This is a genomic window from Streptomyces sp. NPDC087422, assembly GCF_044744145.1.
Classification (GTDB): Bacteria; Actinomycetota; Actinomycetes; order Streptomycetales; family Streptomycetaceae; genus Actinacidiphila.
Map to the genome: position 1 here is coordinate 737323 of NZ_JBIUXT010000001.1, position 26569 is coordinate 763891.

General features: G+C 73.1%; 24 protein-coding genes. 11 read left to right on the forward strand and 13 right to left on the reverse strand.

Translation table 11 applies throughout. From position 1 onward, the window contains the following. The first annotated feature begins 27 nt into the window (after positions 1-27). The gene (locus ACIO6U_RS03480; protein ID WP_355344822.1) at positions 28-381 is read left to right on the forward strand and encodes an MmcQ/YjbR family DNA-binding protein; all 354 of its coding nucleotides are present in this window, start codon (positions 28-30) and stop codon (positions 379-381) included. A gap of 38 nt (positions 382-419) precedes the next feature. Beyond that, positions 420-1172, forward strand: a complete 753-nt coding sequence (locus ACIO6U_RS03485) for a DUF4429 domain-containing protein (protein ID WP_391047353.1) — start codon at positions 420-422, stop codon at positions 1170-1172. Positions 1173-1233: 61 nt separating this feature from the next. Here the strand turns inward: ACIO6U_RS03485 and ACIO6U_RS03490 are convergent, their stop codons facing one another. Together ACIO6U_RS03490 and ACIO6U_RS03495 are read right to left on the reverse strand one after the other, a co-directional pair. Further along, positions 1234-2256 (reverse strand): aldo/keto reductase, encoded by a 1023-nt coding sequence (locus ACIO6U_RS03490; RefSeq protein WP_355344816.1) that lies wholly within the window; start codon positions 2254-2256, stop codon positions 1234-1236. After that, on the reverse strand, positions 2256-2765 hold the full coding sequence (locus ACIO6U_RS03495; protein WP_355344813.1) for a MerR family transcriptional regulator: 510 nt from the start codon (positions 2763-2765) through the stop codon (positions 2256-2258). The genes ACIO6U_RS03490 and ACIO6U_RS03495 overlap by 1 nt, the downstream gene beginning before the upstream one ends. Positions 2766-2909: 144 nt before the next feature. On the opposite strand from ACIO6U_RS03495, the gene ACIO6U_RS03500 reads away from it, so the two are divergent. Then, positions 2910-3728 (forward strand): serine hydrolase, encoded by an 819-nt coding sequence (locus ACIO6U_RS03500; RefSeq protein WP_391160190.1) that lies wholly within the window; start codon positions 2910-2912, stop codon positions 3726-3728. A 195-nt stretch (positions 3729-3923) separates the two neighbouring features. Here the strand turns inward: ACIO6U_RS03500 and ACIO6U_RS03505 are convergent, their stop codons facing one another. After that, positions 3924-4640, reverse strand: a complete 717-nt coding sequence (locus tag ACIO6U_RS03505) for a pirin family protein (RefSeq protein ID WP_401715243.1) — start codon at positions 4638-4640, stop codon at positions 3924-3926. A gap of 375 nt (positions 4641-5015) precedes the next feature. Here ACIO6U_RS03505 and ACIO6U_RS03510 point away from each other — a divergent pair, with 375 nt between their 5' ends. From ACIO6U_RS03510 to fabF, 5 genes are all read left to right on the forward strand, one after another. Beyond that, the gene (locus ACIO6U_RS03510) at positions 5016-6221 is read left to right on the forward strand and encodes a helix-turn-helix domain-containing protein (RefSeq protein WP_355344804.1); all 1206 of its coding nucleotides are present in this window, start codon (positions 5016-5018) and stop codon (positions 6219-6221) included. 89 nt (positions 6222-6310) lie between these two features. Further along, positions 6311-7261, forward strand: a complete 951-nt coding sequence (locus ACIO6U_RS03515) for an ACP S-malonyltransferase (RefSeq protein WP_355344801.1) — start codon at positions 6311-6313, stop codon at positions 7259-7261. Between the two features lie 13 nt (positions 7262-7274). Beyond that, positions 7275-8285 (forward strand): ketoacyl-ACP synthase III, encoded by a 1011-nt coding sequence (locus ACIO6U_RS03520; protein ID WP_355344798.1) that lies wholly within the window; start codon positions 7275-7277, stop codon positions 8283-8285. 70 nt (positions 8286-8355) lie between these two features. Further along, entirely contained in the window at positions 8356-8604 is a 249-nt protein-coding gene (locus ACIO6U_RS03525; protein ID WP_355344795.1) for an acyl carrier protein, read from the forward strand. A gap of 79 nt (positions 8605-8683) precedes the next feature. Next, positions 8684-9952 carry a beta-ketoacyl-ACP synthase II gene (gene fabF / locus ACIO6U_RS03530; RefSeq protein WP_401715246.1) on the forward strand — a complete coding sequence of 423 codons (1269 nt, stop codon included), beginning with the start codon at positions 8684-8686 and terminating at the stop codon, positions 9950-9952. Between the two features lie 279 nt (positions 9953-10231). Here fabF and ACIO6U_RS03535 read toward each other — a convergent pair whose 3' ends face one another. Together ACIO6U_RS03535 and ACIO6U_RS03540 are read right to left on the reverse strand one after the other, a co-directional pair. Beyond that, positions 10232-11137 (reverse strand): NAD(P)-dependent oxidoreductase, encoded by a 906-nt coding sequence (locus ACIO6U_RS03535; protein ID WP_401715248.1) that lies wholly within the window; start codon positions 11135-11137, stop codon positions 10232-10234. Positions 11138-11193: 56 nt separating this feature from the next. Continuing rightward, positions 11194-11688, reverse strand: coding sequence for a DUF3145 domain-containing protein (locus ACIO6U_RS03540; protein ID WP_188285125.1), 495 nt, complete (start codon positions 11686-11688; stop codon positions 11194-11196). A 453-nt stretch (positions 11689-12141) separates the two neighbouring features. On the opposite strand from ACIO6U_RS03540, the gene ACIO6U_RS03545 reads away from it, so the two are divergent. Beyond that, positions 12142-12864, forward strand: coding sequence for an SGNH/GDSL hydrolase family protein (locus ACIO6U_RS03545; RefSeq protein WP_401304291.1), 723 nt, complete (start codon positions 12142-12144; stop codon positions 12862-12864). Positions 12865-12942: 78 nt separating this feature from the next. Here the strand turns inward: ACIO6U_RS03545 and ACIO6U_RS03550 are convergent, their stop codons facing one another. Together ACIO6U_RS03550 and ACIO6U_RS03555 are read right to left on the reverse strand one after the other, a co-directional pair. Continuing rightward, on the reverse strand, positions 12943-13713 hold the full coding sequence (locus ACIO6U_RS03550) for an EI24 domain-containing protein (RefSeq protein WP_401715250.1): 771 nt from the start codon (positions 13711-13713) through the stop codon (positions 12943-12945). A gap of 726 nt (positions 13714-14439) precedes the next feature. Then, positions 14440-16995: a glycoside hydrolase family 3 C-terminal domain-containing protein gene (locus tag ACIO6U_RS03555; protein WP_391160196.1), complete on the reverse strand. Its 2556-nt coding sequence runs from the start codon at positions 16993-16995 to the stop codon at positions 14440-14442. A 149-nt stretch (positions 16996-17144) separates the two neighbouring features. Here ACIO6U_RS03555 and ACIO6U_RS03560 point away from each other — a divergent pair, with 149 nt between their 5' ends. Next, positions 17145-17834 carry a TetR family transcriptional regulator gene (locus ACIO6U_RS03560; RefSeq protein WP_401715252.1) on the forward strand — a complete coding sequence of 230 codons (690 nt, stop codon included), beginning with the start codon at positions 17145-17147 and terminating at the stop codon, positions 17832-17834. A 59-nt stretch (positions 17835-17893) separates the two neighbouring features. Here the strand turns inward: ACIO6U_RS03560 and ACIO6U_RS03565 are convergent, their stop codons facing one another. Together ACIO6U_RS03565 and ACIO6U_RS03570 are read right to left on the reverse strand one after the other, a co-directional pair. Continuing rightward, entirely contained in the window at positions 17894-18322 is a 429-nt protein-coding gene (locus ACIO6U_RS03565; protein ID WP_355344774.1) for an organic hydroperoxide resistance protein, read from the reverse strand. 118 nt (positions 18323-18440) lie between these two features. Then, the gene (locus ACIO6U_RS03570) at positions 18441-19451 is read right to left on the reverse strand and encodes an NADP-dependent oxidoreductase (RefSeq protein WP_401715254.1); all 1011 of its coding nucleotides are present in this window, start codon (positions 19449-19451) and stop codon (positions 18441-18443) included. A 149-nt stretch (positions 19452-19600) separates the two neighbouring features. Between ACIO6U_RS03570 and ACIO6U_RS03575 the strand changes: the two genes are divergently transcribed. Continuing rightward, positions 19601-20107, forward strand: a complete 507-nt coding sequence (locus ACIO6U_RS03575; protein ID WP_401304299.1) for a MarR family winged helix-turn-helix transcriptional regulator — start codon at positions 19601-19603, stop codon at positions 20105-20107. Positions 20108-20135: 28 nt separating this feature from the next. Here ACIO6U_RS03575 and ACIO6U_RS03580 read toward each other — a convergent pair whose 3' ends face one another. From ACIO6U_RS03580 to efeU, 4 genes are all read right to left on the reverse strand, one after another. Then, positions 20136-21149 (reverse strand): hypothetical protein, encoded by a 1014-nt coding sequence (locus tag ACIO6U_RS03580; RefSeq protein WP_401715256.1) that lies wholly within the window; start codon positions 21147-21149, stop codon positions 20136-20138. 154 nt (positions 21150-21303) lie between these two features. Beyond that, positions 21304-22818: an aldehyde dehydrogenase family protein gene (locus ACIO6U_RS03585; RefSeq protein WP_401715258.1), complete on the reverse strand. Its 1515-nt coding sequence runs from the start codon at positions 22816-22818 to the stop codon at positions 21304-21306. Between the two features lie 150 nt (positions 22819-22968). Beyond that, positions 22969-24219: an iron uptake transporter deferrochelatase/peroxidase subunit gene (gene efeB, locus ACIO6U_RS03590; RefSeq protein ID WP_355344867.1), complete on the reverse strand. Its 1251-nt coding sequence runs from the start codon at positions 24217-24219 to the stop codon at positions 22969-22971. Positions 24220-24350: 131 nt separating this feature from the next. After that, positions 24351-26522 (reverse strand): iron uptake transporter permease EfeU, encoded by a 2172-nt coding sequence (efeU, locus tag ACIO6U_RS03595; protein ID WP_401715260.1) that lies wholly within the window; start codon positions 26520-26522, stop codon positions 24351-24353. Positions 26523-26569 lie beyond the last annotated feature (47 nt).

Sequence of the window (26569 nt, forward strand, 5' to 3'; positions counted from 1 at the left end):
GTCACAGGGCCGCCCTACGCTGGCCGCATGGCCACCTTCGAGGAGTTCGCGGACAGCGCCCTGGCGCTGCCGCGAGCGCACCGGCAGATCACCTGGGGCAGCGAGCACACCTTCCGGGTCGGCGAGAAGATCTTCGCCATGGGCAACCCCGACGGCGCCCATGTGTCGCTGAAGGCGTCCAAGGAGGATCAGACCGAGCTGATCGCCGCCGACCCCGGCACCTTCTCGCCCGCCCCCTACGTCGGCCGCTTCGGCTGGGTGCGCGCCGCCCTGGACTCCGTCGACCCGGACGAGCTCGCGGAACTCCTCACCGAGGCCTGGCGCCGCACGGCTCCGCGCCGCCTGGTCAAGGAGTTCGACGAGGCCGCGGGACGCGCGTAGTTCCTGACGGGGTACCGCCAAGCGGGAGGCCGCTTACGATGGCCCGTATGGGTGATGTGCTGGCCGGAAACAACGCTGAATGGGAGTTCGAACCAGAAGCGGTGGTGATCCGGTACAGCAGAGGCGTACGGGGCGTGAGGTTTCTCCAGGCCCTCGGGGAACGCCGGATTCCGCATGAGGCGCTGGACGGGATCGAACTGCTGGACGGACGGCGCGGCACCGTCGTCCTGCGGGCGCTGCCCAGGCCCGGCGCCGATCCGGTGATCGAGGCGGCCGGCGGCCAGCTCAAGGAGAGCGCGGACCCGTACCGTCTGGTGCTGCCCGCGCAGTCGCGCACGCTCGCGGAGTACTACCGGGACGAGCTGCGCCCCCTGCTCGGCCCCCAGGTGCGGCACAGCCTCGACGACGGCCCGGCGGAACGTTTCCTCGTGGCCCCACCTGCGGCGCCGCGCTCCTTCAAGGCGTACGACGCGAAGGCGCTGTTCGACGGCCGCACCGTCAGTTTCCGCTGGTTCTGGACGGGCGCGTCGTCCGCGAAGTGGAAAGCGGGCGACCAGAGCTTCCCGGTGGAACAGCTCAGCGGCCTCGACTGGCGCTCGCCCGAACTCCTCCACGGCCATCTGCGGCTGCTGCGCCGCGACGCCGACCGGCAGGAGCAGCCCGGCGAGGCCGACCAGGACCCGGCCGCCGTCGTCTTCGGCCTCGGCTACGGACCCGTGCACGAGTCGCTGCCCTTCGCCGCGGCGGTGCTCGCCGCGATCAAGTCCGCCCGCGTACGGCCGCAGCCGTAGGGCGCGGTCGTACGCGGGCGGGTGGCGCCGTGTAGCGCCGTGTGTGGCTGAATCCGTACGGCTACTCGCGCGCCGCCGACGTACTGCTCATGTCCGGGTAGCGGTCGCCCGCCACCTGCGCGGCGATCGGTTCGAGCAGCTCCAGCTCGGCCGGGGTGAGCGTGATCCGGGTGGCCGCGGTGTTCTCCAGCACGCGGGCGGACTTGCGGGTGCCCGGGATCGGCACCACCGGCAGGCCGTGCACGGCGGCGCGCTGCTGCACCCAGGCCAGCGCGATCTGGCCGAGGGTCGCGCCGTGCGCCTCGGCGACGGCGCGGACCGGGGCCAGCAGGTCCGCGTTGCGCCGGGCGTTCTCGCCGGTGAAGCGCGGCTGGCTCTGCCGGAAGTCGCCGCTGCCCAGCTCGGTGGCCGCGTCGGTGAACGAACCGGTCAGGAAGCCGCGGCCGAGCGGCGAGTACGGCACGAAGGCGATGCCCAGTTCGGCCGCCGCGCCGACCGCGGACTGCTCCACGTCCCGGCTGAACAGCGACCACTCCGACTGGATCGCGCTGATCGGGTGCACCGCGTGCGCCTCGCGCAGCTCCGCGCCGGTCACCTCGGACAGCCCCAGCCAGCGGACCTTGCCCTCCGTGACCAGCTCGCCCATCGCGCCGACCGACTCGCTCAGCGGGACCGCCGGGTCGCGCCGGTGCATGTAGTACAGGTCGATGACGTCCGTGCCGAGGCGGCGCAGGCTGCCCTCGACGGCCTGCCGGATGTACGGCGGGTCGTTGCGGATCGCCCGGTACGAGGAGTCGTCGCGCTTGCGCTCGTTGGCGAACTTCGTCGCCAGGACGATCTCGTCGCGGTGCGCCTTGACGAAGGGGGCCAGGAACTCCTCGTTGTCGCCGATCCCGTACATGTCGGCGGTGTCGTAGAGGGTGACGCCGACGCCCAGCGCCGTCTCCAGCGTCTCGCGGGCCGCGGCCTCGTCGGTGTCGCCGTAGAACTCGCTCATGCCCATGCAGCCCAGCCCCTGGACACCGACCGCGGGTCCTCCGGTGCCGAGGGTCGTGGTGGCGATACGTGAGGTGTCGTCGCTCATCAGGCGCCTGTCCTTTCCTGCACTGCGGGGTGCCGCACGGCGGGGGTCCGCGGCGCGGGGTCCTGCACGGTGGAGCACGCGTACGTGCTGATCTTGAAGTCGAGGACCGTCAGGGTGTCCTGGAGCTCGGCGATCCGCTGGAGCACGTCCAGCCGGGTGGACTCCAGCAGCGCCTGCCGGTCGGGGAACGTGTGGTCGCCGCTGCGCACCAGCTCGGCGTACCGGACCATGTCGGCGACCGGCATCCCGGTCAGCCGCAGCTTGCCGACGAAGGCCAGCCAGTCCAGATCGCGGTTGGTGAACCGGCGCTGGCCGGTGTGCGAGCGGTCCACGTGCGGCATCAGGCCGATCCGCTCGTACCAGCGCAGGGTGTGCGCGCTGAGGCCGGTGAAGGCGGCCACCTCGCTGATCGTGTACTGGTCCTGGCCGTCGGGCCGCAGGTGCCCGTCGTCATCCGCGCAGCTCGTCGTATTACTCGGTTTGCTCTTCGCCACCTGCACGACCGTCATACCCTCCACGCTAAGACCTTGGAGTGCACTCCAAGCAAGTGGGCTCCGCGCGCCGGGCCCGCTCTGATCCCGCCCCGGCCTCGCTCCGGCCTCGCTCCGGTCCCGCCCCGAAGCGCGGCACGGACACGCTTTAAGCTCGCACGCATGGAGAGCTTGCGCCTGATCGAGCAGTGGCCGGTGACGAACGCGGCGGCGGCCGTGGTGCGACAGGACGGGACGGTGGCCGGGTCGCACGGGCCGACGGGACAGCGGTTCCGGCTCGCCTCGGTCACCAAGCCGCTGACCGCGTACGCGGCGCTGGTGGCGTACGAGGAGGGCGTCTTCGAACTGGACGACCCGGCGGGTCCCGAGGGCTCCACCGTGCGGCACCTGCTCGCGCACGCGTCCGGGCTCGCCTTCGACGAGGACCGGGTGACGGCGCCGCCCGGCACCCGGCGGCTGTACTCCAACGCGGGCTTCGACGTGCTCGGCGAGCACCTGGCCAAGGCCGCGGGCATCCCCTTCGCGGAGTATCTGCGGCAGGCCGTGCTCGAACCGCTGGGCATGACCGCCACCGGCCTGTCCGGCGCGGGCTCCCCCGCCGCCGACGGTGTCTCCACCGTCGACGACCTCGTCCGTTTCGCCGCCGAGCTCCAGGCCCCGCGGCTGCTGCACCCCTCCACCGTGGCCACCGCCACCTCGGTGGTCTTCCCCGGCCTCAAGGGCGTCCTGCCGGGCTACGGCCACCAGAATCCCAACGACTGGGGCCTGGGCTACGAGATCCGCGCCGCCAAGTCCCCGCACTGGACAGGCGCCCTCTCCTCCCCCGCGACCTTCGGCCACTTCGGCCAGTCCGGCACCTTCCTGTGGGTCGACCCGGTCGCCGGAGCCGCCTGCGTCGCGCTCACCGACCGCGACTTCGGGGAGTGGGCGGTGCCGCTGTGGCCGCGCTTCACCGACGCCGTCCTCACCGAGCTGCGCTAGGGCGTGTCCGTAAAGTCTCGTCTGGCTGGCGGCGCCTGGCACGCACGCTCGCTGCGTTGTCGGGCTCATCCGAATAGGCCCACTATGAGGACGACCCTCCGCCTTGCGATCGCACGCACCAGACACCGCCAGCCCCGCCCTCCGGGCGGACGACGCGACTTTACGGACACGCCCTAGCGCTTTCGGGGAGGGCGGTCAGCCGTACGACGGCTCGGCGTGCATCTCCCACACCAGGTACTCCGCCGGGCCCTCGCACCGCGCCGTGAGCGCGTCCGCGCCGGTGATCCGGGCCGCGTCCCCCGCCGTCAGCAGCTCGTCGCCGAGCCGCACACCGCCGCGGACGACATGCACATAGCGGTACGGGGCCGACGGCAGCGGCGCGCTGTCCGCCGTCACCGGGCGGCCCACGTACAGCGCGGCGGCGCGCTGCCGCAGCCGCAGCGCCCGCGGGGGCGCGTCCGGGGCGCCCGTGGCCAGCAGCGTCAGACCGGGGCCCGGCGGGGCCGGGTCGCTCACGCTCGCGTAGGCCGGGGCCTCCCCGAACGTGTCGGGGTGCAGCCACATCTGAACGAACGTCAGCCGCGTCCCGCCCGCGTTGCGCTCGACATGGCGTACGCCGCCGCCCGCGCTCAGCCGCTGGAGCCCGCCGGGGCCGAGGCGGTGCGGCGCGCCGCCCTCGTCCCGGTGCTCCAGCTCGCCTTCCACCACCCAGGTGACGATCTCCGTGTCCCGGTGCGGGTGTTCCCCGAACCCCGCGGCCGGTTCCAGGCTCTCCTCATTGCACGCCAGCAGCAGGCCGAACCGGACGTTCCCGGGGTCGTAGTGACCCCCGAACGAGAACGCGTGCCGCGTCACGATGCCCTTCTCCGGCACCGATCGCATCCTGCTCGCGGCCCGCCGCACGTCGATCACCGCCCCACGATACCCAGACCCCACCCCGCCGGGCCGTGGGCCTGCCCGTGCGACTGCCGCCGCGCGGGCCCGCTGTCCGCACGACCTGTGCCCCGTCTGGGGCGCTGGGGGGCACCCCCGGCCGGAGGTTGGGGGAGGAACTGCGCGGCCAGCCACGACGCTCCCGCAGGTCACCACCCGCCCCGGCGGGGCAATTCGGTTGTCTCCGGACCACCCGCCGGTGGGGGCTTGTCGCGCAGTTCCCCGCGCCCCTAAAAACCAGGCCCCGCGCAGGGTGGACGTACAGGGGGGCGGGCCCGCGGCGGGGCCGGGTCTCGCGCGGCGAAGCCGTACCCGTGGAGCGCGCCCCGCAGGGGATAAGGCAGGCTTGTCCTCGTGCCCGAGCCCTCGCAAAGCCCGCAACCTCCCGCAGAGACAGGCCGCGGCAGCCATGCCGCCACGCTCCGGCGGCTGGAGAAGTCCGCCGGAAGGCTCGCCGCGAACGCCATCGCGCGGATGGACGCGCAGTTGCCGTGGTACCGGGCGATGCCACCGGAGAACCGGTCGTGGATCGGCCTGGTGGCCCAGGCCGGCATCGCCGCGTTCACGGAGTGGTTCCGGCACCCCGAGGCGCCGCAGGCGATCAGCACCGACGTGTTCGGCACGGCGCCGCGCGAGCTGACCCGCGCGATCTCGCTGCGGCAGACCGTGGAGATGGTGCGGACCACCATCGAGGTGATGGAGGCGGCGATCGACGAGGTCGCCGCCCCGGGCGACGAGGGCGTACTGCGCGAGGCGCTGCTGGTGTACGCGCGGGAGATCGCCTTCGCGACGGCGCAGGTGTACGCGCAGGCCGCGGAGGCGCGCGGCGCGTGGGACGCGCGGCTGGAGTCGCTGGTGGTCAACGCGGTGCTGTCGGGCGAGGCGGACGAGGGCGTGCTGTCCAGGGCCGCCGCGCTGGGCTGGAATTCGCCGGACAAGATCGTGGTGGTGCTCGGCACCGCGCCCACCGGGGACAGCGAGTTGACGGTCGAGGCGATCCGGCGGGCCTCCCGGCACGCGAAGCTCCAGGTGCTGACCGGGGTGCTCGGCGAGCGCCTGGTCGTGGTCGCCGGCGGCGACGACGACCCGATCCGGGTGGCGAAGGCGCTGATCGGCCCGTTCGCGGCGGGCCCGGTCGTCGCGGGCCCGGTCGTCGGCGACCTGCTGACGGCGACGCGTTCCGCGCAGGCGGCGGCGGCCGGACTCAAGGCGTGCGCGGCGTGGCCGGACGCGCCGCGCCCGGTGCTCTCGGACGACCTGCTGCCGGAGCGGGCGATGGCGGGCGACCGCTACGCTCGTGAACAGTTGGTGGAGGAGATCTACAGACCGCTGGAGGAAGCGGGCTCGGCGCTGCTGGAGACGCTGAGTGTCTATCTGGAGCAGGCGTCGTCCCTCGAAGGTGCGGCCCGCATGCTCTTCGTGCACCCCAATACCGTTCGCTACCGGCTCCGACGTGTGACCGATGTCACCGGCTGGTCACCCTCCGATGTACGCTCCGCGTTCACCCTGCGCATCGCGCTCATCCTGGGGCGACTGTCCGACGCCGACCGGACGCACTGAGCTTTTGTTGGACACATACAAATCGCCTGACAGTTCTTGGTCCCTGTCCCCACGGGCGGTCATCCCCGTCCGCGAGAGAGAGTGTGAAGGTGCTCGTACTCGTCGCTCCCGGCCAGGGCGCGCAGACGCCCGGCTTCCTGGCCCCCTGGCTCGAACTCCCCGGTGCCGCCGACCGCCTGTCCGGCTGGTCCGCCGCGGCGAACCTCGACCTCGCCCACTACGGCACGAAGGCGGACGCGGACGAGATCCGCGACACCAAGGTGGCACAGCCGCTGCTGGTCGCCGCGGGTCTGCTGTCCGCGGGCGAACTGACCGGCGGGGCCTCCCCGCTGACCCCGGACGCGGTGGCGGGTCACAGCGTCGGTGAGATCACCGCGGCCGTACTGGCCGGGGTGCTGTCCGCCGAGGACGCGATGACCTTCGTCGCGGCCCGCGGCCGGGCCATGGCGGACGCCGCCGCGGTCACCGAGACGGGCATGTCCGCGGTGCTCGGCGGCGACCCGGACACGGTCCTCGCCCACCTCGCCGGTCTCGGTCTGACCCCGGCGAACATCAACGGCGCCGGCCAGATCGTGGCGGCCGGCACCATGCCGCAGCTCGCGGCGCTGGCCGCGGACAAGCCGGAGAAGGCCCGCGTCATCGCGCTGAAGGTGGCGGGCGCCTTCCACACCGAGCACATGGCCCCGGCCGTGGCGACCCTGGAGGCGCTCGCGCCCTCGCTGGCCGTCACGGACCCGGCGCTGCCCTATGTGTCGAACGCCGACGGCCGGTTCGTGGCGTCCGGCGCGGACATCGTACGGCGGCTCGTCGCGCAGGTGTCCAACCCGGTTCGGTGGGATCTGTGCATGGAGACCTTCAAGGAACGCGGCGTCACTGCGATGATCGAGGTATCGCCCGGTGGCACGCTCGTCGGCCTCGCCAAGCGGGCGCTGCCCGGGGTGCGAACCCTCGCGCTGAAGACGCCGGACGATCTGGAAGCGGCCCGCGCCCTCGTCGCCGAATACGGCACCCCCGCCGAAGCCGTAGACGCAGCCGAATAGGAGCCGTGCAGAGATGACAGCGAAGATCAGGCCGAGCAAGGGCGCGCCGTACGCGCGGATCCTCGGTGTCGGCGGCTACCGGCCGACCCGCGTGGTGCCCAACGAGGTCATTCTGGAGCACATCGACTCGACGGACGAGTGGATCAGGTCCCGGTCCGGGATCGCCACCCGGCACTGGGCGGGTCCGGACGAGACCGTCGCCGAGATGTCGCTGGCCGCGGGCGGCAAGGCCATCGCGGACGCCGGGATCAGCGCGTCCGACATCGACGGCGTGATCGTCGCCACCGTCTCGCACTTCAAGCAGACCCCCGCCATCGCGACCGAGATCGCCCACCGGATCGGCGCGGGCATGCCGCCCGCCTTCGACATCTCGGCGGGCTGCGCGGGCTTCACCTACGGCCTGACGCTGGCCAAGGGCATGGTCACCGACGGCACCGCCAAGCACGTCCTGGTGATCGGCGTGGAGCGGCTCAGCGACCTCACCGACAAGGAGGACCGTGCCACGGCCTTCCTGTTCGGCGACGGCGCGGGCGCGGTCATCGTCGGCCCTTCGGACGTACCCGCCATAGGCCCCACGGTGTGGGGTTCCGACGGCGAGAAGTCCGAGACGATCAAGCAGACCGTCTCCTGGGAGGTCTACCGGGACACGCCCGCCGGGGAAGTCCGTTTTCCGGCGATCACACAGGAGGGCCAGTCGGTCTTCCGGTGGGCCGTGTTCGAGATGGCCAAGGTCGCCCAGGAGGCGCTGGACGCCGCCGGGATCACCGCCGACCAGCTCGACGCGTTCATCCCGCACCAGGCGAACATGCGGATCATCGACTCGATGATCAAGGCTCTGAAGCTGCCGGACCACGTCGCGGTCGCCCGTGACGTGGAGACCACGGGCAACACCTCGGCCGCCTCGATCCCGCTCGCGATGGAACGGCTGCTCGCCACGGGCAAGTCCAAGAGCGGCGACACCGCGCTGGTCATCGGCTTCGGGGCGGGTCTGGTCTACGCGGCAACTGTGGTTACTCTCCCTTAGTCACACACACCCTCGCGGCGCCGCAGTCCCGCACGCCGCTCACCCAGCAACACATCAAGGAGCGCCGTCAATGGCAGCCACCAAGGAAGAGATCGTCAGCGGTCTCGCCGACATCGTCAACGAGATCGCCGGTATCCCGCAGGAGGACGTCCAGCTCGACAAGTCCTTCACCGACGACCTGGACGTCGACTCGCTGTCCATGGTCGAGGTCGTCGTGGCGGCCGAGGAGCAGTTCGGTGTGAAGATCCCGGACGACGACGTCAAGAACCTCAAGACCGTCGGCAACGCCGTCGACTACATCCTGGCCGCCCAGGTCTGACCGGGCCCCGCCCGCCAGAAAGCCCTACCGGGACGACGCGACTGTCGCCCGCCCTTCTAGACGTGGAGAGACAATTCCTGTGAGTCCGACCAATCGCACCGTGGTCGTCACCGGTATCGGAGCAACCACACCGCTGGGTGGCGACAGCGCGTCGACCTGGGAGGCGTTGCTGGCCGGCCGGTCCGGCGTCCGCACGCTCGACCAGGACTGGGCGGCGGATCTGCCGGTGCGGATCGCCGCGCAGATCGCCGTCGAACCGGGTGAGGTGCTGCCCCGCCCGCTGGCCCGCAAGCTGGACCGCAGCGCGCAGTTCGCGCTGATCGCGGCCCGTGAGGCGTGGGCGGACGCGGGCTTCACCGCGAAGGCGGGCGAGGACCCGGCGGTCGACCCCGACCGGCTCGGTACGGTCGTCGCCTCCGGCATCGGCGGCGTGACCACGCTCCTCGGCCAGTACGACGTGCTCAAGGAGCAGGGCGTCCGCAAGGTCTCCCCGCACACCGTGCCGATGCTCATGCCGAACAGCCCGTCGGCGAACGTCGGCATCGAGGTCAACGCGCGGGCCGGTGTGCACACCCCGGTCAGCGCCTGCGCCTCGGGCGCGGAGGCCATCGGTTACGCCATCGAGATGATCCGCACCGGCCGTGCCGACGTGGTCGTCGCGGGCGGTACCGAGGCGGCCATCCACCCGCTGCCCATCGTCGCCTTCGGCAACATGATGGCGATGTCCAAGAACAACGACGACCCGCAGGGCGCGTCGCGGCCGTACGACTCCGGGCGGGACGGCTTCGTCCTCGGTGAGGGCGCGGGCGTGATCGTCCTGGAGTCCGAGGAGCACGCCACCGCGCGCGGCGCCCGGGTGTACTGCGAGGCGGTCGGCCAGGGCATCTCGGCCGACGCGCACCACATCACCCAGCCGGAGCCGTCGGGCCGTGGCATCGCCGCCGCGCTGACCAATCTGCTGCACAACTCCGACCTGAAGCCGGCCGAGATCGTGCACGTCAACGCGCACGCGACCTCGACCCCGCAGGGTGACGTCGCGGAGATCAAGGCGCTGCGCCAGGTCTTCGGCGACGACGTGGACCACATGGCGATCTCCGCCACCAAGTCCATGACCGGTCACCTGCTGGGCGGCGCGGGCGGTATCGAGACGGTCGCGACCGTTCTCGCGCTGTACCACCGCATCGCCCCGCCGACGATCAACCTCAACGACCCGGACCCGGAGGCCGACGCCGACATCGTCCGCGCCGAGGCCCGCCCGCTGCCCGAGGGCACCATCGCCGCCCTCAACGACTCCTTCGGCTTCGGCGGCCACAACGTGGTGCTGGCGCTCCGCTCCTGGAACCGCTGAGGCGCTGCCCGCTGAGCTGTGACACGTGTGCCCCTGCCGGTCGGTCCGGCAGGGGCACACGTGTGAGGTCGGACCGCCGGGCGCACTGGCGCGGCGGGGCCCGCCGGTAGCCGGCGAGCCACAGGGCGCGGCGGGGTTCGCCGGTAGCCGGCGAGCCAAAGGGCGCGCCGGTGTCGAAAGCGACGATGAGCAGGGAGCGAGGAACGAGCGACCGTCGAAGAGGAGCGTCGACACCGGATCTAAGCGCCCGGAGGCGAGACGGCGGCAAAAAAGGGGGCGCTACTTCGCTTCGGGGTCGAGGTCGGGGTCGGGGGCGGGGAAGCTCGCGAAGTACGAGGCGGCCATGTCCTCGTCGCCGTGGCCCTGGGCGGAGGCGCGGTGGAAGCGGTCGGCCCCGGCGGCGGTGAGGTCGAGGCGGATGCCGTGCCGGTCGGCGGCGCCGAGGATGAGTCCGGCGTCCTTGGCGGCGGCGTCCACGGTGAAGTTGGGGGCGAAGTCGCCGCTGAGGATGACGGCGGACTTGGCGCGGAGGTAGGGCAGGTCGAGGGGGCCGCCCCCGATGGCTTCGAGGATGTGGTCGCGGTCGACGCCGAGCCCCTTGGCGAGCGCCATGACTTCGGCGGTGCCGTGGGTGACGGCCAGCACCCAGGTGTTGAGGACGAGCTTGAGGCTGCTGGCGGCCCCGGCCGTACCGTCGTCGCCGAGCCAGATGGTGGTGCGGCCGACCGCGTCGAAGACCCGTTCCGCGACCGGGCGGGCGGCGGCGGGGCCCGCGGCCAGTACGGTCAGCTCCCCGGCTTCGGCGACCGGCCGGGTGCCGAGGACGGGCGCGTCGAGGAAGTGCGCTCCGGTCTCGGCCGCCAGCGCGCCCAGTTCGGCCAGCGCGTCGGGTCCCACGGTGCTGCTCTGGACCCATACGACGCCCTCGCGCAGGGCGGGCGCGGCGGCGCGCATCACCTCCAGGACGGAGGGCCCGTCGAAGAGCATGGTGATCACGGCGTCGGCGTCGCGTACGGCGTCGGCCGGGTCGTCGGTGACGCGGATGCCGTCGGCTTCGAGCGGCTGGGCGCGGGAGCGGGTGCGGTTCCAGGCACGGACCTCGTGCCCGGCGGCGGACAGATTGCGGGCCATCCCGGCGCCCATGATTCCGGTGCCGAGGACCGCGACGGTGAGAGTGTCGGACATACCGGCAGGCTATGCCGCGCGGCCCCGCTCGGGGCGCCGACGTACCGCCGACGGGATTAGACCACTTGGTGGAGCCAGCGGACGGGGGCGCCCTCGCCCGCGTAGCGGAAGGGCTCCAACTCGTCGTCCCAGGGCTTGCCGAGCAGCCCGGACAGCTCGCTCTCCAGGTCGGCCTCGCCCATGCGGGCGCGCTGCATCGCGGCGCGCAGCCGGTCCTCGGGGATCAGGATGTCGCCGTGCATGCCGATGACGGCGTGGAAGATGCCCAGTTCGGGGGTGGCGCTGTAGCGCTCGCCCTCGGCGGTCGCGCAGGGCTCCGCCGTGACCTCGAAGCGCAGTTGGTGCCAGCCGCGCAGCGCGGACGCCAGTTTGGACGCGGTGCCGGGCTCTCCCTGCCAGGAGAATTCGGCGCGCCAGGTACCCGGCGAGGCGGGCTGCCGGATCCAGTCCAGTGTGACGCGCACGCCTAGGACGCCCGCGACGGCCCATTCGACGTGTGGGCAGAGCGCGCGCGGTGCGGCGTGCACGTACAGAACTCCACGTGTCGTCACCGGTACCTCCAGTGTGGGACGAGGTTCGCCTTCCCCAGCGGCCTCACACCCGAACTGGCTGCTCTCGGGGCAACATTAGACATTCTGCACTATTCACCACAATCAGGACAACAATCTACGTTTGACGCCCGGCAGTCGCCGATCTCCCGTCTTTTCGCCCGGGTGTCAGGGAAAAAGCTACCGTGCGGCGTCCTTGAGGGAGTCACGTACCGTCGTGCTGGTACGAGATGTCACCCACTCGTCGGAGGGGAGCACCGGATGCGACCGATGCTGCGCCGTGGCCTCGCACTGGCCGTAGGGGCCGTTCTCCTGGGCGGATGCACCGTCAGCGGGTCTCCGCCCGACGGCGGTCGGGGTGAACCCTCCGCACACACCTCGCATTCCGCTTCGGGGCCGCGCGCCCCGTCCCCGAAGCCGTCGCCGACCCGCCCCTGGAACGTCCGTCCGCCGTCGGTGGCCGCGCTCGGTGACTCCATCACCCGCGGTTTCGACGCCTGTTCGCCGCTGTCGGACTGCCCCGACGTGTCGTGGTCCACCGGCGACCGCGACAAGGTCGACAGCGTGACGCACCGGCTGGCCGCGACCGTGCCCGCCACCAGGAGCTGGAATCTCGCCCAGTCCGGCGCCCTGGTCGCGGACCTGCCCGCCCAGGCCGAGGCCGCGGCGGCCCACCGGCCCGCCATGGTCACCGTGCTGATCGGCGCGAACGACGCGTGCACCGCCACCGCCGCCGCGATGACCTCGATCGCCGACTTCCGGGCCGACTTCGCCCGCGCGCTGTCGTATCTGCACCGCGTGCTGCCCGGAACGCAGGTGCTGGTGGCCAGCATCCCCGACCTCAAACGGCTGTGGTCGGTCGGGCGGACCAACGTCCTGGGCAAGCAGGTCTGGAAGCTCGGCCTGTGCCCCTCGATGCTGCGCGACGCGGACTCGCACAGCGCGGCGGCCGAACAGCGGCGGGACACCGTACGGGACCGCGTGATCGCGTACAACAAGGTGCTCGGGCAGGTCTGCGGACAGTACGAGCGTTGCCGCTACGACGGCGGCGCGGTCTTCGCGTACCCGTTCGGCACGGACGACCTGAGCCGCTGGGACTGGTTCCACCCCAACGAGCGGGGGCAGGCCCAACTGGCCAGGATTCTGGCCCGAGTCGCCTTCGGCGCGAGTCCCGCGTAGGGGCGGAACCGGTCATTTCACGGAGGGATCCGGCCTTTTCGGCGGCGGGGGGGCGGGGACGGTGCGGGGGGGCGGCCCTCAGTCGTCGGGCCGGCCCTCCTCGGCGGGCTCGCCCGGCGGCAGCACTTCCCTGGCCAGCAGCGTCGCGCCCGCGACGGCGCCGGGCATCAGGAAGACCGCCACCAGCGGCACGAGGAAGGCCAGGACGAGCGGCACGCCGAAGCCGAGGACCAGCGGCAGCCGGGCCCGCAGGACGCGGATGCGTTCGCGCAGCGGTACGTCGCGGCGCTGCATCGCGACCGCGGCGAGTTCCAGGGTGAGGAAGAAGCCGGAGACGCAGAAGCCGACGGCGGGCACCACGGTCTGGCCGAGGACCGGCACGAAGCCGAGCGCGAACAGCACGATCCCGAAGGCCGCGACGCGCACCAGGACCCGGACGCTGTCCACCGTCGAGACCCACAACTCCCGCCACAGCCCCAGCTCGGGCCCCTCGGGCGCCCCGCCCTCGGCCCGGTCCACGCGCGCCGCGACCGTCTCGTAGAACGGCTGCCCGACCAGCAGCGTCATCGCCGTGAACGAGATCACCGCCAGCAGCAGCCCGCCCCCGACCACGACCGCGTCCAACAGCCCCCGGAACGCCCCGGACCACGGCGACGCCCAGTGATCCGCGAAGGGCGTCGCCCACGCGACCATGTCGTCCGTCCACACCAGCAGCGCCACGAGCGCCGCCGCGTACCCGACCAACGTGATCAGCGCGGGCACCATCCCCAGCCGCCACTCCCGCCCGTGGCCTGCGGCCCACTTCTGGCCCAGATACAGCAGCCGCACTCCACCCCAGATCTCCCGCATGCGCGGAGCTTAGAGGACAAGCACGTCGGCCGCCGCCGAGAGGCATACAAGCGCGACGCGGCACCCGCCGCCGCCGGGTCAGCCTTCGGCCCAACCCGCCCGCCAGCCACCACGCGCAGCGCCCACCTCGCGTTCGCCGAAGGCCAGATCCCTGCGGGGCGGCCATCCGCGCCGGTACCCGAATCGCACGGCGCGCGGTCGCCGGACGCGAGATCCCTGCGGGACGGCCATCCGCCGAATCTCGGATCGCGCGGCGCGCGGTCGCCAACGGTGGGGGCCCCTGCGGGGCGGCCGTTGGCCGTAGCCCGAACCACACGGACCGCCGTCACCGAAGGCGAGATCCCTGCGAGGCGGCCAACCGCCGAATCCCGCATCGCACGGACCGCAGTCGCCAACAACGAGAGCCCCTGCGGGGCTGCCGTTGGCCGTAGCCCGAGCCGCACGGATCGCCGTCGCCGGACGGGAGATCCCTGCGGGACGGCCATCCGCCGAATCTCGGATCGCACGGGCCGCGGTCGGCGACGGTGGGGGCCCCTGCGGGGCTGCCGTTGGCCGTAGCCCGAACCACACGGACCGCCGTCGCCGGACGCGAGAGCCCCGCGGGACGGTCAACCACCGAATCCCGCTGTGCACGGGCCGCGGTCGGCGACGGTGAGGACCCCCGCAGCCGAATTGCCCGCCTGCACGGGTGGGGGTCCCCCCGGCGAAGGCAGGGGGAGGGCGGGGTCAGGGGGCGGGGACGGAGAGCGGGGCCGTGAGGCGGGGCGAGGCGATGGAGCGGCCGGCGACCACGGCGTAGGCGCCGGGCACGAGCCGCCACGCGGCGGCGTCCTCGTCCCAGACCTCGGCGGCCCGCCGGGGCACCCGGACGGTCACCTCGACGGCCTCCCCCGCCTCGGCGGCGACGGAAGCGAATCCGGCCAGCCACCGCCCGGGCCGCGCGACGTCCGAGGTCGCCCCCTCGGACGACGCCCCGTCGAGGTAGAGCTGGACGACCTCACGCCCGGCCCGCGCCCCGGCGTTCCGCACCCGCACGGTCGCGGTGACCAGCACGTCCGGCTCCGAACTCTCGGCGACGACCAGCGACTCGTACTCCCAGTCGGTGTACCCGAGCCCGTGCCCGAAGGGATAGGCGGGCGCGACGGCCTGCCGCTCCCACGCGCGGTACCCGATGAACACCCCTTCGTCGTAGGCGAGTACGCCGTCCTGCGGCGTGACCCGGCTGACGGGCGCGTCGGCGAGCCGTACCGGCCAGGTCGTGGGCAGCCGCCCGCCCGGCTCCTCCACGCCGAGCAGGACGTCGGCGAGGGCGGCCCCGGCCTCCTGCCCGGGGAACCAGCCGAGGAGTACGGCGGCCACGTCCTCGCGCCACGGAAGCTCCACCGGGGAGCCGGAGTTGACCACGACCACGGTCCGCGGATTGACGGCGGCGACGCGGGCGACGAGTTCGTCCTGGCGGCCGGGCAGCCGCAGATCGCGCCGGTCGAAGCCCTCGGACTCGACGCGTTCCGTGGTGGCGACCACGACGACGGCGGTGTGCGCGGCCCGCGCGGTCTCGACGGCCTCGGCCAGCAACTCCTCCGGGTCGCGGGCCGGTTCGCCGTGCAGCAGGGCGAACCCGACGGCGAGGATGGGGAGTTCGACGCTCTTGGGCACGGCGTGCACGAGGCTGATCTCGACCCGCTCCCCCGCCGCCAGTTCGACGGTCCCGTGCTCGGCGGGCGTGCCGAGGAACGCCTCGAACGGGTCCTCGTGCTCGCTGCCCTCGACGCCGTCGAACAGCACGTGTCCGCCGACGGTCAGGGTGAAGCCGCCGGTGCCGCGGGTGCCGAAGCGGTGCGCGCCGCTGACCCGCGGGGTGAACCAGCCGCGGGTCTCGACGGTGTGCAGCGCCTCGTACGCGACGCCTTCCGGCAGTTCGCCGAGCCACTGGAGCTGGCCGTTGGGCAGCTCCTCCGAGCCCAGTTCGGCTCCGTGTTCGTCGCGGGCGACGGCGGTGAGGGCGAATCCGGGTCCGGCGACGGGCAGTTCCTCGGTGGGGTCGGCGCCGACGCTGTGGCTGAGGGCGACGCCCGCGTGCAGCGCGGCCCGCAGCCCGTCGAGCGGCGAGACGACGTGGTCGGGGAAGACCTGCGCGGAGCCGCCGCCCAGGACGCGCGGGTCGCGGGCGGCGGCGCCGATGAGAGCGATGCCGCCGCCGAGCGGGGTCGGCGCGAGCGGCAGCACGGGCGCGTTGCCGCGTACCTCGTTGCGTACGAGCACGAAGCCGCGGCGGGCGATCTCGCGGGCCAGCGCGTCGCCGTCGGCCGGGGCGGGCCGGTCGGCCACGGCGACGGCGGGCGGCGCGCCCTCCAGCAGGCCGGTGCGGGCGGCGAGCAGCAGGACCCGGCGGGCGGCGGTGTCGACGGCCGCCTCCTCGACGGCCCCCGCGCGTACGGCGGCGGCCAGCGCCTCGCCGTAGACGGTGACCGGTCCCGGCATGGCGATGTCGAGGCCGCCCAGGAGCGCGCCGACGGTGTCGCGGGCGGCCAGCCAGTCGGAGACGACGACGCCGTCGAAGCCCCACTCGCCGCGCAGCACGCCGTTGACCAGCGGGTCGTGCTCGGTCATCGTCGTGCCGTTGACGGCGTTGTAGGCGGCCATGACGCCCCAGGGGCGGGCGCCCGCGACGATCGCCTCGAAGGGCGCGAGGTACAGCTCGCGCAGCGGCCGGGGCGCGATCCGGTTGTCGACGGTGAAGCGCTCGGTCTCCGCGTCGTTGCCGACGAAGTGCTTGACGGTGACGCCGACTCCGCCGTCCTGGACACCGCGCACATAACCGGTGCCAATGGCGCCGGTGAGATACGGGTCCTCGCTGTACGCCTCGAAGTGCCGTCCGCCCAGCGGCGACCTGTGCAGGTTGACGGTCGGCGCGAGCAGGACGTGGACGCCCTTGCGATGCGCCTCCTGGGCGAGCAACCGGCCTGCGCGGCGGGCCAGTTCGGGGTCCCAGGACGCGGCGAGCGCGGTGGGGCTGGGCAGCGCGGTCGACGGGTCGCCCGCCGTCCAGCGCTTGCCGCGTACGCCGATCGGGCCGTCGGACATCACCAGCGAGCCGAGGCCGATCTGCGGCAGCGCGGGCAGCGTCCACATGTCCTGGCCCGCCAGCAGCCGCGCCTTGGCGTCGAGGTCGAGCTTGCCGAGCGCCGCGTCGACCGCCCGCTCGCGCTCCGCGTCCCCGCGCGCGTCCGCGCGTACGCCCTCGTCCCCTGCTCCGGCCGCCGCCCCGCTGATCGCCGTCATCTTCCGTCCCCTTCCGCCTGTCCCGTACCGCTCCCGTCCCACCGCGCCCACGCTACCTGTCGTACGGTAGGGATAGATGCCATTTCGTAATCTTGTAGGCTCCCGAGCGGCAAAGGCTCCCGAGCGGCAGGGGAAGGGGGCGGGGTGGCGTGGCGGGAACCAGGAGTGAACGGCGGGGCGACCGGCGGGCGGAGATCATCCAGGCCGCGACGGAGGTGATCGCCGAGCGCGGCTACCGGGGTGCCACATTGGTGGCGGTGGCCGAGCGGGTGGGGCTGACGCAGCAGGGGCTGATGCACTACTTCCCCACCAAGGACGCCCTGTTGGTGTCCGTGCTGGAGGCGCGCGACCAGTGGGACATGGCGTCGGCGGCGCTGCACGGCCGGTCGTGGCCGCTGGAGGTGGTGGCGGAGCTGGTCGAGTACAACGCGACCAGGCCCGGCATCGTCCAGGCGTTCACGGTGCTGGTCGGCGACAGCGTCACCGAGGGGCACCCGGCGCAGGAGTATTTCCGCGAGCGCTACGCGCGGGTCCGCGAGGGCGGCGCGCAGGCGCTGCGCGCCGAGTACGGCGACCGGCTGCCGGGCGGGCTCACCCCCGAGCGGGCGGCCACCTTGCTGGCGGCGGTGATGGACGGCCTCCAGGTGCAGTGGCTCCTCGACCCCGGCGCGGTCGACATGTCGGCGGCCTTCCGCGACTTCCTGGCGCTGCTGGCCCCGCCGTCGGAGCCGGGAACGGCCGGAGAGCCGTCGGAGCCGGGGACGGCCGGACAGCCGTCGGAGCCGGGGACGGCCGGACAGCCGTCGCCGTCGGAGCCGGGAACGGCCGGACAGCCGTAAGGACCGCGCTCCTGAGAGCGCGGTCCTTACCGGGGCCGACCGGGTGAGCGGCGGAGAACTCAGACGACGCTCAGGTCCACCGTGATGTTGCCGCGCGTGGCGTTGGAGTACGGGCACACCTGGTGCGCCTTCTCCACCAGGTCCTTGGCGGTGACGTCGTCCACGTTGGGGATGGAGACGGCCAGTTCGACGGTGAGGCCGAAGCCGCCGGAGGCGATTTTGCCGATGCCGACCTTGGCGGTCACGCGGGAGCCGCTGATGTCGGCCTTGGCCTGGCGGGCGACGACGCCCAGCGCGCCCTGGAAGCAGGCGCTGTACCCGGCGGCGAAAAGCTGCTCGGGGTTGGTGCCGTTGCCCGCGCCGCCCATCTCGGTCGGCGGGTTCACGATGACGTCGAGCTTGCCGTCGTCGGTGGCGACGCGGCCGTCACGGCCGTTCTCCGCGGTGGCGACGGCGGTGTACAGGACGTCTACGGGCTGGATGCTCATGAAAGTGTCCTCCTGAGGGGCGGGCGGCCCGCAAGGCACGCGAGCACGCCTGCAACATTTTGTTGAATTTTCGGCCGGGTGTCGAGCCCGGCCGGTCGGTCGGCGGCCGGACGGCGGGTCACTCCGCCGGAAGAGAGACGATCATCTTTCCGGTGTTGTCACCGCGCAGCACGCCCAAGAACGCTTCCAGATTGTTCTCGATTCCCTCCACCACCGTCTCGCGGTACCGCAGCCGGCCGTCACGCAGCCAGCCGGCGGCCTCGCGGACGAACTCGGGGCGAAGGTCCTCGTGGTCGGTGACGAGGAAGCCGCGCAGGGTGAGCCGCCTGCCGACCATCAGGCCGAGATTGCGCGGCCCCGCCACCGGCTCCGTCGCGTTGTACTGCGCGATGGCCCCGCACAGGGCGGCCCTGCCGTGCACCCGCATCGCGCCGACCGCGGCCTCCAGGTGCTCCCCGCCGACGTTGTCGAAGTACACGTCGATGCCATCGGGCGCGGCGGCCTTCAACTGCCCGGCCACCGGGCCGTCCTTGTAGTTGAAGGCGGCGTCGAAGCCGTACTCCTCCACCAGCATCCGGACCTTCTCCGCGGAGCCCGCGCTGCCGATGACCCGCGAGGCGCCCTTGAGCCGGGCGATCTGTCCGGCCTGCCCGCCGACGGCGCCCGCCGCGCCCGAGACGAAGACGACCTCGCCCGGCGCGAATTCGGCGACCCTCAGCAGACCCGCGTAGGCGGTGAGCCCGGTCATGCCGAGGACTCCGAGATACGCGGTGAGCGGCGCCTGGTCCGGGTCGACCCGGACGGCGCGCGCGGCGTCCACCAGGGCGTACTCCCGCCAGGCGAGGCCGTGCAGCACATGGTCGCCGACCGCGAAGGCCTCGGCCCGCGAGGCCACGACCCGGCCGACGGCGCCGCCGTGCATCGGCTGGTTCAGCTCGTACGGCGGCGCGTACGACTTCGCCTCGTTCATCCGGCCGCGCATGTACGGGTCGACCGACAGGTGCAGATTGCGGACCAGGATCTGGCCGGGGCCCGGCTCGGGGACGTCGGTCTCGACCAGCGCGAAGTCTTCCGGCACCGGCCAGCCCTTGGGGCGGGCGACCAGGTGCCATTCACGGCTCTTCGGCATGGGGGAAGTCCTCCTTCGGCGACGGTTCGACCACTGGTCGGCGTCGATCACTGATCAACCGCTGATCAACCATGGAAATGATTCAGGTGCTGAACTAACCATGGACCTTGATGTTTCATGATGTCAAACATTTGGGTAAACTGTTGGTCATGACACGTCGCCGAAGCGATCCCCTGACCGTCGAGGTCGTCGGCCTGATCGGCACCGTCGCCGCCCGCTACCACCAGGAGTACGAGTCGGCCGCCGCCCGCCACCGGCTGACCGGCGCGCAGGCCAAGGTGCTCGCGCTGCTCAATTCGGGGCCGCTGCCCATGCGGCGGATCGCCCGCTGGCTGAAGTGCGAGCCGTCCAATGTGACCGGCATCATCGACCGGCTGGAGGTCAGGGGGCTGGCCGAGCGCCGTACCGACCCGGCCGACCGCCGGATCAAGCTGGCCGCGGCCACCGCCGAGGGCCACGCCGTCGCCGACAAACTCCGCGACTCCCTGGACTTCGCCCGTGAACCGCTCGCCGGGCTCTCCGAACAGGAACGCACCATGCTGCGCGACCTGTTGCGGCAGATGCTGGGCGACGACCCGGCGGACGGCGCGCACCGCGACCACAGCCTCGGTGACACCCCGGGCGCGGGCCGCGAGCCGGGCGAGGGCGACGGCTGACGCCCGCTGAGCCGTCCCCGCGGGGACCCTACTGGCACCACCAGAGCACATGCGTGCACGTCGGCGACGGTGTCGCGGGCGAGGACGGCGGCGCGGTCGTGGTCGGCGGCGCGGCGGTCGTCCTCGTCGGCGACGCGCTCGCGGTGCGCGAGGGCTTCCCCGCCGGGCTGGACGCGGGCGCGCTCTCGGAACGCGAGGCCGACGCCGACGGCGAGCCGGACGCCTTGTCGGACGCCGAGGGCGACGCGCTGCCGCTGGTCCGGCCGCCGCCCTTCGGGACGCCGGGGGTGCCGCTCGCGCCGGTGGACGGCCGGGTCGCGTCGGGCGAGGGGGAGACCGCGGAGACGCCGGGGCCGGGATCGGTGGACGGGCTCGGCGAGCCGCCGGAGAAGGCCGCGACGCCGAACATCGTCAGCGAGCCGACGACCGCGACCGCGCCGACGCCGAGGATCGCCGCCCGCTGGTGACGGCCGCGGCGGCGCCTGGCGGTCCCGCGCAGGTCGTGGTCCTCGCGGTAGCCGCCGCCACCGGCTCCGAGCAGGCTGTCGGCCAGGGCAGTGGGGGCGTCCCGTCGCGGGGCTTCGCCGTACGCGGGGACGTACGGGTCGGCGTACGGGGCGGTGTACGTCCCGCCGTACGCGCTGTCGTCGCCGGCCGTGCCGGGGTCCGTGTCCGGGCCCTCGCCGACGCCGGGGCCGACTGCGACGGCACTGCCGGTACCCGTGCCCGCGCCGCCGGGCTCGGGCTCGGCGGCGGCCGGGGCGGGAGCGGCCGGGACGGCGGCGGGGCCCGCGTCCGGGCCGAGGCCCGAGTCCCTGAGGAGGTCGTCCACGAGGGAGCCCTCGACGGGGGCCTCCGGTGTCGCCGCACTCGCGGGCGGCGCCGGGTCGGCGCCGTCCGCTGCGGCGGCCTCCTCGGTGACCGGCGGCAGTTGCGCCGTGTCGGCCTCGTCGGGCAGCCCCGACCGGTCCGCGATCGCGCCGCATCCGGGGCAGGAGAAGGCGCCGTTGAGGTGTCGTCGGCACGTGTGGCAGTAGTTCATGGCGGATGGACTGTAAGGGACCGTCGCGGTGCGGCGGAACCCCGGAGTTCCGCTTGTCCCGGCTTCGCCGGGAAACTCCCCTGCGGACAAGTCGCCGCAGCTCAGGCCAGGTCGGGGCGGTCTGTACAGCGTCGGGCCGGTGCCCGGCGGCGGCTCAGCCGGGCCAGACGAGACTCTGCGTCTCGCTGTAGGCGTGCAGCGCGTACGACCCCACGTCCCGGCCGACGCCGCTGCGCTTGAAGCCGCCGAAGGGCGCCTCCATGTTGCGGCCCACGGTGTTGATCCCGACGCCGCCCGCGCGCAGCCGCCGCGCGACCCGGAAGGCGCGGGGCACGTCGGCGGACCACACGTAGTCGATCAGGCCGTAGTCGCTGTCGTTGGCGAGCGCGACGCCCTCGTCCTCGTCGTCGAACGGCAGCACCACGACGACGGGCCCGAAGATCTCCTCGCGGACCACCCGCATGTCGGGCGCGCAGTCGGCCAGCAGTGTGGGGGCGACGTAGAACCCCCTTTCCAGCGGCGGGCGTTCACCGCCCGCCAGCAGGGTGGCGCCCTCCTTGCGGCCGAGCGCGACATACGCCTCGACGCGGTCGCGGTGGGCGGCGGAGATGACCGGGCCGACGACGGTGGCGGGTTGGGCGGGGTCGCCGACGACGAGCCGTCGCGCGTACCCGGCCAGTCGCTCCACCAGCCGTGGGTAGACCGCGCGTTGGGCCAGTACGCGGGTGGGGGCGGTGCAGATCTGGCCGCTGTAGAAGCTGAAGGTGGTGCCGATCCCGGTGACGGCCGAGTCGAGGTCGGCGTCGTCGAAGACCAGTGCTGCGCCCTTGCCGCCGAGTTCCATCAACTGCCGTTTCATACCGCGCCCGCAGGTCTCCGCGATGCGCTGCCCGACGGCCGTGGAGCCGGTGAAGCTCACCATGTCGGTGTCGGGCGACCCGACGACCGCCTCGCCGACGTCGGCGCCCGAGCCGGTCACCACGTTGAGCACACCCGGCGGCAGCCCGGCCTCGGTCAGCGCCTCCGCCATCCGGTAGACCGACAGCGGGTCCTGCGGGGCGGGTTTGACCACGACGGTGTTGCCCATCGCGAGCGCGGGCGCGACCTTGCCCGCCGGATTCGCCCAGGGGTTGTTGTAGGACGTGACGCAGGCGACGACGCCGACCGGCTGCCGGATCGCCAGCGCGCCGAAGACGCCGCCCGCGCCCATCGCGGACGCCTCGTTGAGCTGCGGGAGCAGCGCGGTCTCGGTGGGTTCGAGCGCGCCGCGCGCGTATCGCAGGAAGCGGGCGGCGGCCACGCCGACCTGCATGCCGCGGGCGGTCGCGGCGGTGGCGCCGCTCTCGGCGCCCGCCAGGGCCGCGTACGGCTTCAGTTCGCGCAGGATGATCCGCCCGGCGCGCTCCAGTATCCGGCCGCGCTCCTCGGGGCGGGTGCGCGACCAGCCGTCGAGCGCCTGCCGGGCGGCGGCGGTGGCCGCGAGCGCCTGTTCCGGGCTCGCTTCCGGCGCCCGCCCGACCACGCGCTCGGTGGCCGGGTTCAGCACGTCGTAGTGCCCGCGCTCCGGGGCGGTCCACCGCCCGCCGATGAACAGCGCGTCCTCGATCGCCGTCCCGTCCGTACCTGTTGACGTATCCGTCGGCCCGTCCGCCGCCCTGTCCACCGCCATGCCCGCCTCCTCGGCCGCCGGTCCCACCGGAATCCGGCACGGGCACAGCATGCCTGACGGACCGTCAGATGAGGAGAGGCGGACGGCACCTGATCCGCCCGGCCCGACGGTGTGCTGACGGAATGTCAGGCGGGGGGGTCGGGCGGCGTCTCAGGCGGAGAGCAGGCCGCGGCCGAGCCAGTCCTTGGTGTCGCGGACGCCGGGCAGCACGAAGAAGTAGCCGCCGCCGACCGGGGAGATGTAGTCGACCAGCGGCTCGTCGATCAGCCGGGTCTGGGTGGCCTCGAACTGCCGCTGTACGTCCTGCTGGTAGCAGCAGAAGACCAGCCCCATGTCGAGGTTGCCGACCGCGTCCACGCCCCGGTCGTAGTTGTAACCGCGGCGCAGGATGCGGGAGTCGTCGGTCCTGGCGGTGCGCGGGTTGGCCATCCTGATGTGCGCGTCCAGCGGGATCGCGTTGCCCTGCGGGTCCTTGGCGTAGAGCGGGGTGTCGGTCTCCTTCGCGCCGTCCAGCGGCGCGCCGGTGTCCTTGCGGCGGCCGAACATCAACTCCTGCTCGGTGAGCGAGACCCGGTCCCAGAACTCCACCAGCATCCGGATGATCCGGATCGCCTGGTAGCTGCCGCCCGCCGCCCACGCGGGCTCGCCGAGCGCGTCCGTCACCCACACCAGGCGGTCCATCTCCCGGCCGGAGCGCACGTCCGGGTTGGCGATGCCGTCCTTGAAGCCGAGCAGATTGCGCTGCGCGCCGGTCGGCCGGGGCGCGTTCTGGAAGCCGTCCATGCGCCACTTGATCTGCATGCCGCCGCGGGTGTGCCGGGCGATGTCGCGCAGCGCGTGCAGGACGGTGTCCGTGCTGCCCGCGCAGATCTGCAACGACAGGTCGCCGTGGCACTGCGCGGCCTGGAGGTTGTCGTTGGGGAAGGTCCGCATCGGGGTGAGGCGGCGCGGCTTGGCGCCCGCGAGGCCGTAGCGGTCGTCGAAGAGCGAGGAGCCGACGCCGACGGTGACGGTGAGCGCGTCGGCGGGGACGGTCGGGCCGAGGATGCCGTTGTCGGACGGCGGCGCGCCGACGCCCAGGTCGTCGGGGGTGCCGCCCGCGGTGAGGAAGCGGGCCCGCTCGGTGATCGTCCTGAACAGGTCGGCGAGTTCGGCCCTGGTGTCCGCGATGACGTTCAGCGAGACGAAGGTCGCCGCGGCGGGCTGCGGGGTGATGACGCCCGCCTGGTGCGCGCCGTGGAAGTCCACCGCCGCGGCCTGGCCGCGCTGACCCGCGTCGGCCGCCTGGGCGCTGCTGCCGCCGGCCGCCGTGCTCAGCGCGAGGCCGCCGCCCGCCAGCGCCGCCGCGCCCGCGCCCGCGCCGAGCGCGGTCTTCACGAAGGACCTGCGGCCCGCGCCCATCGGGCAGGTGCCGCCGCCCGCCGCGTCACCCCCGTAGCCCTCGTGGCCTTCGGGTCGGGTGGAGTCGGCGGGCATCTGCTGCTTCCCTTCGGGGAGTTGTTCGGGTCCTGGCGCCGTACGGTCCTCGCGCCTCATGCGGACTTCCGGATTTCGAGCAGGTCGGGGACGGGCGCGAGGTCTTCCAGGAGCTGACCGGTCGCGCCGTCGATCGTCGCGCGGGCCGCCGCGTCGAGCGAGCCGACCGGGGTCCAGGCGGCGCCCTTGTGCGCGCCGTCGAGCAGCCTCTGGAGGCGGGCGATGTCCGCGTCGATCAGGGCCAGTTGCCGCGGGTCCCGCCGGGTGATCAGCGGCCGCAGCACCGTCAACAGCTCTTTCGTACCGGCCAGGTTGGCGTTCGCGGTCGCCAGATTCGTCCCGCTGCCCTCGTCGGTGTCGCCGGTCAGCTCGAACTGGAGGGTGTTCTCCAGGATCTCGTGGCTGCGCAGCGGCAGGTCGGACGGGTCGAAGTCCTGCGTGGGGAACGCCTTGCGCAGGCCCGCCACGTCGGCGCCGAGCCGGACGGCGAGCGGCCTGAGCGAGGCCGCGGACTCGCCGTGCCACAGCCCGTACTCGATGCGGTGGAAGCCGGTGAAGGACGGGTCCTTCTCGCCGCCCGGCAGCCCGTCCTTGCGGCCGTTGATCTTCGCGTCGAAGTCGGCGAAGGTCCCGTAGGCGGCGCCGAGCGCGGAGTACGTGTCGTGCGCGGTGAGCCAGTCGGCGCGCGCCGCGGTGAGGTCGCCCGCCGCGAGGTCGGCCGTCAGTGTGCCGGTCTGTCCGACCAGCGTGCCGAGCCCGGTGTTCACATAGGTGCGGTACGACGCGAGCGGCGGCTGGAGTTCGGACGCGGCCAGCGGCAGGACGGCCTTGGTGGTGCTGCCGCCGGAGACCCGTACGGACGCCGAGGTGACCGCCTTGCCGCTGGTCGGCACGCAGCGCCAGGCGTATTCGCCGCTGCCGACGGTGGCGACCAGGTCGCGGGTGGTGCCGGGGGCCAGGCCCTCGATCTCGCCGTAGACGGCGTTGGTGGCGGGGTTGATCAGATAGACCTCGGACGCCTTGTCGCCGGTGTTGCGCATCGAGAAGGTCCGGCGGCCGGGCTTGGGGGCGCTGAAGCCCTTGCCGCACTCGGTCGGCGAGACGGCGACGGTCTGCGCTCCCGCGGGCTTGCCGTCGCCGAAGGCCACGACCAGGCCACCGATCACGGCGGGGATCGCGACGACGGCGGCCGGGAGCAGCCATACGGGACGGGAGCGGGTGCGGGTGCGGGTGCGGGTGCGGGCGGGCACCGCCGTGACAGCGGGCACAGGGGCGGGGTTCGGTGCGGAAGCGGGGGCCGGTGCGGCGGTGAGGTCCGGTGCGGAAGCGGGCGCCGTCTCCGCCGCGGTCGGCTCGGCCGTCGGTGCCTCGGCCGCCGGTGCCTCGGACGCCTTCTTGGACACGGGCGCGGGCGCGGGCTTGCGCAGGCCGCGTACGAACAGCGTCATGACGATCGCGAGGTAGCCGACGTAGGCGGCGACCTGGAGCCAGGTCATGGCCGGGGTGAGGTTGAGGACGCCCTGGAGGAGGGCGGCGTACCAGGAACCGGCGTCGATGTGCGCGCTGAGGTCGAAGGCGTACGCCGTCTTCCCGGCGATCACGCCGCCCTCCTGGAGGTCGCGCAGGCCGTAGCCGAGGACGCCCGAGGCGATGACGATCAGGACGGCGCCGGTCACGGTAAAAAAGCGGCTCAGATTGATCTTGAGCACCCGCCGGTACAGGCCCCAGCAGAGCCCCGCGGCCAGCACCAGGCCGATCGCGGCGCCGGCCAGCGGGCCGCCGGACTCCCCCGCGGCGCGGGCGGTGGTCCACAGGAAGAGCGCGGTCTCCAGGCCCTCGCGGCCGACCGCGAGGAAGGAGGTGAGGATCAGCATGCCGCCGCCCATGGCGAGCGCGGCCGTCACCTTCTCCCGGATCTCACCGGACAGATTGCGGGCCGAGCGGCGCATCCAGAAGACCATCGCGGTGACGAAGGCGACGGCCACGACGCTGAGCGTGCCGCCGAACGCCTCCTGCGCGGTCGCCGACAGATTCGCGGCGGTGAAGGTGAGGACCGCCCCGAAGCTCATCGACAGGGCGATGGCGGCCAGGACGCCCGTCCACACCTGCGGGAGCCGGGACTTGGCGTCGCCGCGCACCAGGGTGGCCACCAGGATCGAGACGATCAGCCCGGCTTCGAGACCTTCCCTGAGTCCGATCAGGAAGCTCGGAAACGCGTCGTCCCACATCGATGTTCGTCCTCCCGGACCCGTGCTTAGGTGTGCCTGGCCTGACT

What these genes read in the sequence shown, in the direction of transcription:
- ACIO6U_RS03580 (WP_401715256.1), bottom strand. Translation starts at nt 21,149, where the DNA reads ATGAACTACTGCCACACGTGCCGACGACACCTCAACGGCGCCTTCTCC.
- ACIO6U_RS03525 (WP_355344795.1), top strand. Translation starts at nt 8,356, where the DNA reads ATGGCAGCCACCAAGGAAGAGATCGTCAGCGGTCTCGCCGACATCGTC.
- ACIO6U_RS03535 (WP_401715248.1), bottom strand. Translation starts at nt 11,137, where the DNA reads ATGTCCGACACTCTCACCGTCGCGGTCCTCGGCACCGGAATCATGGGC.
- ACIO6U_RS03570 (WP_401715254.1), bottom strand. Translation starts at nt 19,451, where the DNA reads ATGCCGAAGAGCCGTGAATGGCACCTGGTCGCCCGCCCCAAGGGCTGG.
- ACIO6U_RS03495 (WP_355344813.1), bottom strand. Translation starts at nt 2,765, where the DNA reads ATGACGGTCGTGCAGGTGGCGAAGAGCAAACCGAGTAATACGACGAGC.
- efeU (WP_401715260.1), bottom strand. Translation starts at nt 26,522, where the DNA reads ATGTGGGACGACGCGTTTCCGAGCTTCCTGATCGGACTCAGGGAAGGT.
- ACIO6U_RS03550 (WP_401715250.1), bottom strand. Translation starts at nt 13,713, where the DNA reads ATGCGGGAGATCTGGGGTGGAGTGCGGCTGCTGTATCTGGGCCAGAAG.
- ACIO6U_RS03485 (WP_391047353.1), top strand. Translation starts at nt 420, where the DNA reads ATGGCCCGTATGGGTGATGTGCTGGCCGGAAACAACGCTGAATGGGAG.
- ACIO6U_RS03585 (WP_401715258.1), bottom strand. Translation starts at nt 22,818, where the DNA reads ATGGCGGTGGACAGGGCGGCGGACGGGCCGACGGATACGTCAACAGGT.
- ACIO6U_RS03490 (WP_355344816.1), bottom strand. Translation starts at nt 2,256, where the DNA reads ATGAGCGACGACACCTCACGTATCGCCACCACGACCCTCGGCACCGGA.
- ACIO6U_RS03500 (WP_391160190.1), top strand. Translation starts at nt 2,910, where the DNA reads ATGGAGAGCTTGCGCCTGATCGAGCAGTGGCCGGTGACGAACGCGGCG.
- ACIO6U_RS03480 (WP_355344822.1), top strand. Translation starts at nt 28, where the DNA reads ATGGCCACCTTCGAGGAGTTCGCGGACAGCGCCCTGGCGCTGCCGCGA.
- ACIO6U_RS03520 (WP_355344798.1), top strand. Translation starts at nt 7,275, where the DNA reads ATGACAGCGAAGATCAGGCCGAGCAAGGGCGCGCCGTACGCGCGGATC.
- ACIO6U_RS03555 (WP_391160196.1), bottom strand. Translation starts at nt 16,995, where the DNA reads ATGACGGCGATCAGCGGGGCGGCGGCCGGAGCAGGGGACGAGGGCGTA.
- ACIO6U_RS03575 (WP_401304299.1), top strand. Translation starts at nt 19,601, where the DNA reads ATGACACGTCGCCGAAGCGATCCCCTGACCGTCGAGGTCGTCGGCCTG.
- ACIO6U_RS03565 (WP_355344774.1), bottom strand. Translation starts at nt 18,322, where the DNA reads ATGAGCATCCAGCCCGTAGACGTCCTGTACACCGCCGTCGCCACCGCG.
- efeB (WP_355344867.1), bottom strand. Translation starts at nt 24,219, where the DNA reads ATGGGCGCGGGCCGCAGGTCCTTCGTGAAGACCGCGCTCGGCGCGGGC.